Origin of the sequence: Microcoleus sp. LAD1_D5 (genome assembly GCF_036702115.1) — a bacterium.
Classification (GTDB): domain Bacteria; phylum Cyanobacteriota; class Cyanobacteriia; order Cyanobacteriales; family Microcoleaceae; genus Microcoleus.
In genome coordinates, this window is record NZ_JAUBSA010000047.1 from 36,447 (window position 1) to 47,966 (window position 11,520).

Genomic DNA, 11,520 nt, shown 5'->3' on the forward strand with positions numbered 1-11,520 from the left:
ACTTCTCTTTACCGCTTAGCCAACTTCAGCATTTGAGCCGTCACTGCCAAACTTTCTTCGTAAAGCACATCTCGGCCCCAACTCTGCAAGTGCTGACCCAGCAAGTGTTCCGTTACCTGATCGAACAGAGGACTCACCTGGTTAAACCGATCGGTTTGAGCGCCACCCTTCGTTTCCATCCGCATACAGCCACCGGCTTCCGAACACAGAACCGTACCGCAGTCAGCCTTTTCGTTGGTAGAATTCAAACGCAGAGCAATCAAATCGCCCGCGATATCGCCCGAATCAGCAGTAGGAATAGCAGCCAACTCAGCTTCGACAACCCGTTCGTCCGGCCCCGCGAATTTAATTCGCTTGATGTGGTAATCGCCCTCCTCTTGTTTGAAAGCAACCGGACGCCACTGAAGCCGGCTCGCCAGCCAACCCAAATACATCAGCGCTTGCGTAGAATTGTCCTGTTCGTAATCGATCGTCACCCGATCGATTTCCCGAATCGCAGCCCGACGTTCCGGGGCGTCAAAAGCCTCAGCAGCCAACTCCTGCCACGCGGCCAGTCGGCGCCAATTCAGATCCGCGATCGGAATTCCCTCCTCGATCAGACTTTGCATCAACAGCAATTCCGCTTCACACTCGGCAAAGCTGCTAGAGTCAACAATCACAGAACTGCTAATTGCCGCCAGCCGCTGGAACAAACCTCGATCGGCATCAGGATTCGCTTTCCACCACAGCAGCGTCGGCAAATTTGGGATAGTCAACGCCGTCACGATGCCGCTCACCCGTTCCAAAGCAGCTTCCGTACCCCGTAGCGTAATATACTCGCAGCAGATCAGATTGCCAGTGGTGCGCTTGTGAACCGGACAATAAGCAGCGACTTGAGCCTGTACGCCCGTATCTTCCCCCGCCGTCGGGCACAGAGCAATAATCCGGCAGGGATTGGCAGCGACAATCGCGTCAGCCACGCCCGAACCCCCAGAACCCAAACCACTCGATCCCATCTCCTCGCCATTTGAATTTTTGCGAGCCACTTCTTCCCGCAAAGTCGCCAGCAATTCAGCGTTAGGTTTGCCAGTTCTCGGCAGTCCGTAAGCTTTTTGAGCCGCCCTGATGCTAGATGCCGTCATGGGCCCGGTAATACCGTCCACCGGCCCGTCGTAAAAGCCCAGATCCGCTAATAAACGCTGAGTTTCTTCCGGTTCGTAGACTACAAAAGTAAAAGTTGTTGCCCTACTTGCGATCGGAAAATCCCCTTTCGACCCCGATTCTCTGTAACTTTCCCAAATTTGACTCAATTCGGCCTCTATTTGGTCGATCGACACATCTTTAGGACTTTGTAGCGAAACCAGAGGCGGAGCTTTCATCGGTGTCATCGTCATAAATCTTTTCTCCTTTGTTATTTGTTATTAGTCATTAGTCATTGGTTCTTAGTCATTGGTTTTTAGCTAATCAATAATGACTAATCCTGACCAATAAACTAAAGACTGCGGACTAATGACTCTTAAAGTCTGCGCCACTTGCGACCGTCTCTGTTAATTAGCAGTTCTGCTTCCGCCGGTTCCCAAGTACCCGCTTCGTATTTAGGAACCAACTCCTGTTCGTTGGACGATTCCCAAGCCATCAGCGCCGGCGTTACCACCCGCCAAGCTTCTTCCACTTCATCAGAACGGGTAAACAAAGTTTGGTCGCCCAGCATACAGTCAATTAACAGTCGATCGTAAGCATCCGAAGATGTCACCCCAAAGGAAGAACCGTAACTGAAATCCATATCCACCGTCCGCGTCCGCAAATCCGGCCCCGGCATTTTCGCCTCAAACCTCAGCGAAATCCCCTCGTTCGGATGCACCCGCATGGTCAAAACGTTAGGAGTAGTTTGTTGGGCGGCAGACTGAAAAATTAACAGCGGAACTTCGCGGAACTGAATCGCAATTTCGCTAACTTTTTTCGGCAACCGCTTGCCGGTTCGCAGGTAGAAAGGCACTCCCTGCCAACGCCAGTTGTCAATCATAAACTTCATCGCCACAAAAGTCGGCGTTGTCGAGTTGGGAGCAACCCCCGGTTCTTCGTGATATCCTGGCACCTGTTTGCCCTTCATCCAACCGGCGGAATATTGACCCCGAATCGCTGAGAACTCCAAGTTATTCAAATCTGCCAAGCGAGTTGCTTGCAGAACTTTCATCTTTTCGGTGCGGATGCTGTCAGCGTCGAGCGAGTTCGGCGGTTCCATCGCCGTCAGACAGAAAATCTGCATCAAGTGGTTTTGCAGCATATCCCGCAACGCCCCAGAGGATTCGTAGTAACCCGCCCGGTCTTCTACGCCTACTGTTTCTGCAACTGTAATTTGTACGTGATCGACAAATTGCCGATTCCACAGCGGTTCAAAAATCGCGTTAGCAAACCGGAACACCATTAAATTCTGAACAGTTTCTTTACCCAAATAGTGGTCGATCCGGTAAACTTGCTGTTCTTGGCAAACCTTCTGCACGACTCGGTTGAGAGCTTTTGCCGAACTCAAGTCGCGGCCGAAGGGTTTTTCAATTACCAAGCGGTGTTTTACTGGATCGACCAGCATTTGAGCCGCGCCCAGTTGCCTAATTGCTTCTGGGAAAAAGTTCGGGGAAACTGATAGATAAAATATGTGATTGCCGCGAGTTCTCCTTTCTTCGTCGAGTTCCGCTAAGAAATCTTTGAGTTTTTGATAGCTTTCGGGGTTATCTATGTCGCCCGGACAGTAGTACAAACCTTTAGCGAAATCTTGCCAAAAATCTTCATTGCCAATACCGCCGCCAAATTCTTCAATGCCTTCGCGCATTTGCTCTCGGAAGTAATCGTGACTCCAAGGGCGACGGGCTACTCCCACCACGGTGGTTTCCGGTGGCAAGCGTCGATCGCGCTTCATCTGATAAATTGCAGGTACCAGTTTGCGCTGGGTAAGATCCCCAGAAGCTCCGAAGATTACCAGAATTTGTGGTTCCGGCACTCGTTCTTTTCGCAAACCGACCCGCAGTGGATTTTCAAGTAGCGTTACCATTTACTTTCCTTTTTCTAGTGCTGTTAACCGTGCCAAGACACCATGATAGTTTGCGGTCATTTCTGCTAGTTGCTGGGTGAGAGAGTTAATTTGCCCTTCATACTCTGCTTTGACTTCCGCTCTGATTTCCTCCCGGATTTTTATCCTCTCAGCAGCCAGTCGCACTTCCCAATCTTTATCGCGCTGTAGCAGTTCAGCTTTCAACTGCCTGTTTTCGGCTCGCAGTTGCTCCAACTCCAACGCCACAGCAGCACTACGGCGATCCCTTTCTCTGTTTTGCTCTCGGATTTGCTCTCTAAGGCGCTGATTGTCCGATCGCAATTTCTCCAATTCTGAAGCACTATCTTTATGAGTTCTCCCGCTTCCGTCTGAAGGAAATCGCTCCTCAACCAAGCGCTTAACGGCTGCACCAGTTGGAATGCCGTTGGGTGATGACTCTACTGCTTCTTGCCAGATTTGGATTTGTAATTCTGGGGAGAGTTTGGTCAAAGGACGAACTTGATTTTCCTTTCTAGGCAAAATGTGCGCAATTGCGCACAAATTTTCCATCACGAGGGCTGCCTCAATAAATTGATAGGCTGTCCGTCTGGCTATGTTCCACTTTTCTAAGCAATAACCCTCAAAGGTCTTGTGGGTTTCCCGGTACAGTTTCTGTACCAGAATTCCGTTAAGGGCTTTGCCGACTTCGTAAAAAGTCTGAAGTCCTTGTTCTACGATCAATTCCAGTTCTTGAAGCCTCGCCCGTTCGGCGACATCAAGTTGGCCGGTTGCATACTCGCTCTCTAGTAGGGTATTGGTACTTTGCATAGCAATTCCTCAGCGGTGGGAGATGGAGAATTGGAGTTGGAGTTCTGGCGAGAGTCGTGCTAGAGGACGGACTAGATTTTTTTTTCTAGGAAAAATGTGCGCAATTGCGCACATTTTTCCTAGAGAGGATTTAAAAATCAGCATTTAGGAGCCAAAACAATTATCTATTCCGAATCCTCAACGCTTCTGCCTTCAAGGATACAGATATCTGTCTAGGCGACGGGTGACAACTTCTGGACTTTCTCTTGCAAGGAATCCATCAGGGATTGGAACGGGGTGACGAATTTCTCAATCCCGTCGAGGAGCAAGTCTGCCATCACTTTGTCCAAGTTGATGTCGATGTCGGGATCTTTGAGACTTTCGATCAGCGTGTAAGCTTCTTCGACATTGTTCTCAATCCGGGGTGCGACATCGCAGTGGTCGAAACAAGCTTCAACAGTGTTCGGCGGCAAAGTGTTAACGGTGTCGGGGCCGATTAGTTCATCGACGTACATGACATCGCTGTAGTTGGGGTTTTTGGTGCTGGTGGAAGCCCACAGCAAGCGCTGTACTTTCGCTCCCTTGGCAGCTAAAGCTTGCCAGCGATCGCTCGCTACGATCTCTTTATACTTCTGGTAAGCTACCTTCGCATTGGCGATCGCAACTTTCCCCTTCACTGCTTCCAGTTTGGCTTTGGTGGAAATATCTGTGACATTTTTGAGTTTCTCGTCAATCTTGCCATCGATATTGATGTCGATCCGGCTCAAGAAGAAACTGGCAACAGAAGCAGTATTGCTCACATCCAAACCTTTAGCAGCCCGCGCTTCTAAACCGCGAATGTAAGCCCAGAAGGTTTCGACATAGCTGTCAACCGAGAACAGTAAAGTCACGTTAACGTTAATGCCTTCGCTGATGACTTGCTCGACTGCGGGCAAACCTTGAGCGGTTCCCGGAATCTTAATCATTACGTTTTCTTTGCCGAGGGCTTGGTAATAGCGCAGGGCTTCGCTAATCGTGCTTTCTGTGTCGTTGGCGATCGTCGGTGGCACTTCAATGCTAATGTAACCGTCCAAACCCTTCGACTCTGCGTAAACTGGGGCGAAGATGTCGCAAGCGTTGCGGATATCTTCAAATACCAGAGATTCGTAAATCTCCATGACAGATTTGCCGGCCCGGATGCCCGCTTCGATATCTGCGTCGTAAATCACATTACCCGCGATCGCTTTCTCGAAAATAGCTGGATTAGATGTAATCCCGCGCAGTCCCCTACTTTCAATCATCAGTTTGAGTTCGCCCGACTCGATCAGATCGCGAGTCAAATTGTCCATCCAGATACTTTGGCCAATTTCTTTGATTTCTAACAGGTGATTCGTTGGTGTTGCTGTCATTACTGTAACTCCTACAATTTGATAGCTGTTAATTGGGACTTGGAAATTGGAAATTGAAAATTGAAAAGTGGTAATTGAAAAGTGGTAATGGGCAATTGGTAATTGGGAGTCGAAAGTTATAAGTTAAAACCCTCTTCCTTCTTCCTGACATCCGTTACATCCGTTACATAATCCGTTGCCGAACTTCCCTCTTCCTGACATCCGTTACATCCGTTACATAATCCGTTGCCGAACTTCCTTCACTCTTGGGCTGTTCTAGGATTGCGCGATCGATCTTGAATAAAAGACTCGACCATCGCTACATTTTCTTTACTGCCGATTATCAAGGGCGATCGCTCGTGCAGTTTGGTCGGCACAACGTCTAAGATGTCTTGAATGCCCGTACTGGCGCGCCCGCCGGCTTGCTCCATCAAAAACGCCAAGGGAGCCGATTCGTAGAGCAAACGCAATTTGCCCTCCGGTTGTTTGACCGTTCCGGGGTACAAAAACACGCCTCCCTGAAATAAAATCCGGTGGAAATCTCCCACCAAAGCCCCACCGTAACGGGCGCTGTAGCCTTCGCTGCGGTGTACGTAGCGAATGTAGTCTCTCAAAGATTCCTCCCACTGCCAGAAGTTGCCTTCATTAACGCTGTAAATCGGGCCGCGATCGGGAACCTTAATGTTTTCGTTAGCTAGAATAAACTCGCCCAAACTCGGATCGAGGGTAAAGGAATGAACGCCCTGACCGATCGAATAAACCAGCATGGTACTCGGGCCGTAGAGCACATAACCAGCGGCAATTTGTTTGTGTCCATGTTGCAGCAAGTCGGAAGCAGAACCATCTTCATCGTCCCCCTCTTGCCTGCGGATGCTGAATATGGAGCCAACATTGAGATTGATGTCAAGATTGGAAGAACCGTCTATAGGGTCGTAGAGCAGACTGTAGCGTCCGATCGGACAATTTTCGGGAATGTAGTAGGGTTTTTCCATTTCCTCCGAAGCCAAGCGGCAGACAAGTCCGCTTTGCTGGAATACCGAGATAAAGACTTCATTGGCATAGATATCCATCTTTTTGACGGATTCTCCCTGCACGTTCGTAGCCCCTGTAAACCCCAAGGCATCTGCCATTAACCCGGCTCTGCTGAGCCGCCTCGCGATCAGCTTTGCCGCCAGCCCGATGCGATTCATCAGCGCACTGAGATCCTGAGCATCTGCTGAAAAGCTGTGGAGTTGCTGGAGTACGTGACGGGAGAGAGTCGTGCAATCTCGGTCTAAGGCTTGCACCTGATCGATCGGGCCCAGTCGGGCTTCCCCTGTCGGCGCTTGTACCATGATATTGATAACCTCCCTGTCTTGCGGCTCTGAGTTTGGGTTGTTCAGGTGCTTGACACTTGCGCCTGAATCGGCTATTAGACCGATATTCCCCTAACTTCTATCTTAGGGAGGGTTTTGCGAAAGGGCGTCGAACTTTAGGTGAATTTTAGATCCGCATCGAAAATTGAGGAGTTCGATCGACTGTTGAGTCGGGAATTGTATCCAAAATTACTAAATTCTTTAAATTAACCGCTCTTGACGCTCTTGACGTAGAGGAAGAGTCGAACGAAGAACGAAGAACGAAGAAGGAAGCTTGATTAATTATCAAGAATATTTCTAAAGATGTAGCAGGAGGAATTAGTCCTACATGGGCAAAGAATCTCGATATTTATAAAAATACGACTACAAAAGGGGAAGCCGATCGCACTTCTTGAATACAGAGTTCAAATGATTAGTTGAGAGTCGCAATCGCCTTTTCGATTGCTTATGCTTGACTCAGGGCGATCGTTACTGCCAGTTTACTGACCAACAAAAATAAAGATGTTTGTGCTTAAATACCGTAAAGGCAAGAAATATCTCGCCCTGACTGGGATAGTCTCGTTAAACTCCTGTATCTCCTAAGCGTGAAGGTTCCATTGATGAGTAGTACCCCAAGAAAGAAAAAAACGATCCTGTTTTTGGCCGCCAACCCGAAAAACTCCACTCCCCTGCGCTTAGGTGAAGAGGCCAAGGAAATTGCAGAGGGGTTGCAACGCTCTAAAAAGCGCGACAAGTTTCAACTTGAGCAACAGTGGGCGGTGACGCCAAGAGAAATGCAGCGAGCCGTATTAGATTATAAACCAGAGATGGTGCATTTCTCAGGGCATGGTGCAGGAGAAAGCGGTTTAGCCCTAGAAGATGACATGGGGCAGATTAAGCTGGTAAATGCCAAAGCTTTGGCAGCTTTGTTTGAGGCGTTTAATGAGTACGTGGAGTGCGTCATACTCAACGCTTGCTATTCAGAAGTGCAAGCGTCTGCGATCGCACGTCACATTCCCTATGTGATCGGCATGAACCAAGCCGTGGGAGATAAGGCCGCACGAGAATTTGCTGTAGGTTTTTACGATACGTTGGCGGCGGGGGAGTCGATCGAATTTGCCTATAAGTTGGGTTGCGTTAGCATCAGCATGGCAGGAATTCCAGAAGAACTTACTCCGGTATTAAAGAAGAAGTCGGATTTTTCTCATTTGGATGCACCAGAGCGATCGCGCGATGCTTCTGTTAGCGATATCGTTGAGGAGTCGTCGCCTATGCTGGAAAATGCGCGATCGATCGCCGCACCTCCCGTTTCTCTGCTCAATTTAGATAACCCAGAAGGTTCTGTTAGTTTAGATTCTCCCCTGTATATCGATCGTCCTCCCATCGAATCGGACTGCTACCAAACTATTGTAAAACCCGGAGCTTTAATCCGAGTCAAAGCCCCCCGGCAAATGGGAAAAACTTCCTTAGTGCAGCGAATTTTATACCACGCCAAGGAACAGGGATATCAAACAGCGTATTTAAACTTTCAATGGGCTGATGGTAGTTTTCTCACCAATCTTGATGAGTTGTTGCAGTGGTTTTGTGGTGAGATTACCAATGAATTAAATTTAGAAGATAGGTTAGGAGAATATTGGAAAGGCGTTCTCGGCAGTAAAAATAAAACTACGAAGTATTTCCAACGCTATCTACTATCGGACAGCGATCTGCCTCTTGTTTTAGGGTTAGATGAAGTCGATCGGATTTTTCAGCATTCCGAAATAGCCACCGACTTCTTTGGATTATTACGAGCTTGGCACGAGCGGGGAAAAAATGAGGAAATTTGGAAAAAGCTAAGGTTAGTCATTTCTCACTCTCAAGAAGTTTATATTCCTCTCAATATTAATCAGTCGCCATTTAACGTGGGATTGCCCATAGAGTTACCTGAACTCAATCAGAGACAGGTAACTGATTTAGTGAATCGACACCGATTAAATTGGTCAAATCAAGAGATTTGTGACCTGATGGAAATAGTGGGCGGTCATCCTTATTTAGTTAGAGTTGCTCTCTACCAAGTTGCCAGGGGTAGAATTACCTTAGATAGCTTGCTAAAAGTCGCTCCTACTGAAGAAGGCCCTTACTACGATCATTTACGACGGCATTTAGTTAACTTGGAAACAGATGCAGAACTAGCAGCAACAATTAGACAAGTAATTAACAGCGAACAACCTGTAGAGATTCACACCGGAGAGGCTTTTAAATTGCGAAGCATGGGGTTGATCAAATTTCAGGGAAATGCTGTCATGCCATTGTGTGGTTTGTACCGTCAATATTTTCGCCATCGCCTAGCCTCTCCCCAAGCGAATATGACTGCTGTGCAACAAATTAATAACCAATCAAGCTTGCACGTAGAGAGTAATTTAGCAGCTATTATTTTTTCGGATGTCGTTAATTCCACCGCCTTATCAGTTGCCAACCAAAAGCTGACACTAGAATTAGTGAATCGAGATTTCAACATCATCCGAGGCATCTGCGCTAAACATCAAGGCAAAGTCCTTAAAGAAATGGGCGATGGTTTATTAATTTGCTTTCCCGAAAGTGCCGTAAAAGCAGTAGCCTGTGCGCTAGAAATACAACGAAGTCTCGCCCAAGCTGCTACAACCTTACCTCCGAGTCATGTCCTCCAACATCGCATTGGTATTCACTTGGGGGAAATATTCTCTTTTAATAATGATATCAGAGGGGCTGGTGTAAATTTAGCGGCTCGTTTAGAAGGGAAAGCAGATTCAGGTGGAATCTGTATTTCTGAGACAGTTTATCAAGTCGTTAAAACCCATTTATCTTTAAATGTGATTGACTTAGGAATGCAACAGTTAAAGGGAATTCCTGAACCTGTACGACTGTACAAATTGATTCCTTGATTCTCTGATTTTTCACCTATGAATTAACAATTACCTATGAAGGATTATCAATATCAAGTTGGAGGGAGTCTGCCTGCAAACGCCCCAACTTATGTCACTCGAAAGGCGGATGAAGAACTTTATCAAGCTTTAAAAGCAGGAGAATTTTGCTATGTTCTTAATTCCAGACAAATGGGAAAATCGTCCCTGCGAGTGCGGACAATGCAGCGGTTACAAGCAGAGGGAATCGCCTGTAGTAGCATTGATATCACAGAAATTGGCACCTCAGATATTACACCAGAAGAGTGGTATGCAGGCGTGATCGATAGCATCGTCAGCCGATTAGATTTGTATGACGTTTTTGATTTAGATGAATGGTGGGAGCAGAACAGCTTACTATCCAATGTTAAACGATTTAGTAAATTTATTGAAGAAGTATTACTCAAGAATATCTCAGGGAACATAGTAATTTTTGTCGATGAATCGGACAGTTTAATTAGCTTAAACTTTAAAATAGAAGATTTTTTTGCTGTGATTCGTGATTGCTATAATAATCGAGCCGATCAACCCGACTATCGTCGATTAACATTTACGATGTTAGGGGTGGCTACTCCATCAGATTTAATTCAAGACAAGCGACGCACTCCTTTTAATATTGGTCGAGGGATAGAGTTAACGGGGTTTCAATTAGCAGAAGCCCAACCTTTGGCAGTTGGGTTAGACACTCAAGCAGAAAACTCTCAACCATTGTTAGAAGCTGTGTTATCTTGGACTGGTGGACAGCCATTTTTAACGCAAAAACTTTGTAAATTATTGTTTAATAATGCCAACTCTGCATCCAGGCAAAATCCTGCTGAGTGGGTAGAAACTTTAGTGCGAGAAAAGGTGATTGAGAATTGGGAAGGACAGGATGAACCAGAGCATTTAAAGACGATTCGAGGACGCATTTTACGGAGCGAACAACGGGTCAGTCGGTTATTGGGACTATATCAGCAAATTTTGCAGCACAATGAGATAGCGGCTGATGATAGTCCCGAACAAATGGAACTACGATTAACTGGGTTGGTGGTTAAGCAGTCTGGAAAACTTAAAGTTTATAACCGGATTTATCAATCGGTTTTTAACCTAGATTGGGTGGAAAAACAATTAGCGGAACTACGCCCTTACAGCGAAAGTTTTAAAGCTTGGATAGAGTCTGATTGCCAAGATGAATCGCGACTGTTGCGGGGTCAAGCCTTACAAGATGCTCAAACTTGGGCCGCCGATAAAAGTTTGAGCGATTTGGATTATCAGTTTTTAAATGCCAGTCGGGAAGTACAACAACGGGCAGTGGAACGAGAGTTAGAAGCCCAGAGACAAGCGAATAAAATTTTGACTCAAGCGAATCAGACGCTAATTAAAGCAGAGCAATTGGCCACCTATAAAGTCACTCAAGCCCAGAATTTAGCAAATGTCATCCAGGAAACTGCTTTTTCTAATGAATCATTTCGTTCAGGACAGAGATTCCAAGCACTGTTGGAAGCATTAAAGGCAGGGCAAGCATTCAAACAACTAGATGCTTCAGCCGAGACAACAAAACATATTAGAGGACGAGTGATAGCTGCGCTGCAACAAGCAGTGTCCGCAGTAAAAGAGCGCAATAGTTTGGAAGGGCATAGCAATTCGGTCTATAGCGTCGCCTTTAGTCCAGATGGCTTGACTTTGGCTTCTGCAAGCAGGGATAAGACGATCAAACTGTGGCACCTCGAAAGCCAAAAACCCATCGCTACCCTCACCGGGCACAGCGATTCTGTCTTGAGCGTCGCCTTTAGTCCAGATGGCTTGACTTTGGCTTCTGCAAGCAGGGATAAGACGATCAAACTGTGGCACCTAGAAAGCCAAAAACCCATCGCTACCCTGACAGGGCACAACGATTGGGTCTTGAGCGTCGCCTTTAGTCCAGATGGCTTGACTTTGGCTTCTGCAAGCAGTGACAACACCATCAAACTGTGGCACCTGCAAAGCCAAAAACCCATCGCTACCCTCACCGGGCATAGCGATTCTGTCTTGAGGGTCGCCTTTAGTCCAGATGGCTTGACTTTGGCTTCTGCAAGCAGTGACAACACCATCAAACTGTGGCACCTGCAAAG

Annotated in this window: 7 protein-coding genes; 2 read left to right on the plus strand and 5 right to left on the minus strand. The window is 47.1% G+C overall.

The genetic code is table 11. From position 1 onward, the window contains the following. Window positions 1–8 precede the first annotated feature (8 nt). From opcA to fbp, 5 genes are all read right to left on the minus strand, one after another. Window positions 9–1,373, minus strand: coding sequence for a glucose-6-phosphate dehydrogenase assembly protein OpcA (opcA, locus tag QUA70_RS18970; protein ID WP_333333584.1), 1,365 nt, complete (start codon window positions 1,371–1,373; stop codon window positions 9–11). 122 nt (window positions 1,374–1,495) lie between these two features. Then, window positions 1,496–3,025, minus strand: coding sequence for a glucose-6-phosphate dehydrogenase (zwf, locus tag QUA70_RS18975; RefSeq protein ID WP_333333582.1), 1,530 nt, complete (start codon window positions 3,023–3,025; stop codon window positions 1,496–1,498). Further along, window positions 3,026–3,832, minus strand: coding sequence for a hypothetical protein (locus QUA70_RS18980; RefSeq protein WP_333333580.1), 807 nt, complete (start codon window positions 3,830–3,832; stop codon window positions 3,026–3,028). A 212-nt stretch (window positions 3,833–4,044) separates the two neighbouring features. Next, window positions 4,045–5,199 (minus strand): transaldolase, encoded by a 1,155-nt coding sequence (tal, locus tag QUA70_RS18985; RefSeq protein WP_333333578.1) that lies wholly within the window; start codon window positions 5,197–5,199, stop codon window positions 4,045–4,047. Between the two features lie 239 nt (window positions 5,200–5,438). Continuing rightward, the gene (fbp, locus tag QUA70_RS18990; protein WP_333333576.1) at window positions 5,439–6,512 is read right to left on the minus strand and encodes a class 1 fructose-bisphosphatase; all 1,074 of its coding nucleotides are present in this window, start codon (window positions 6,510–6,512) and stop codon (window positions 5,439–5,441) included. 620 nt (window positions 6,513–7,132) lie between these two features. Here fbp and QUA70_RS18995 point away from each other — a divergent pair. Continuing rightward, window positions 7,133–9,412, plus strand: a complete 2,280-nt coding sequence (locus QUA70_RS18995) for an AAA-like domain-containing protein (RefSeq protein ID WP_333333574.1) — start codon at window positions 7,133–7,135, stop codon at window positions 9,410–9,412. A gap of 36 nt (window positions 9,413–9,448) precedes the next feature. After that, window positions 9,449–11,520 (plus strand): AAA-like domain-containing protein (locus QUA70_RS19000; RefSeq protein WP_333349206.1); only part of this gene is annotated, 2,072 nt, incomplete at its 3' end.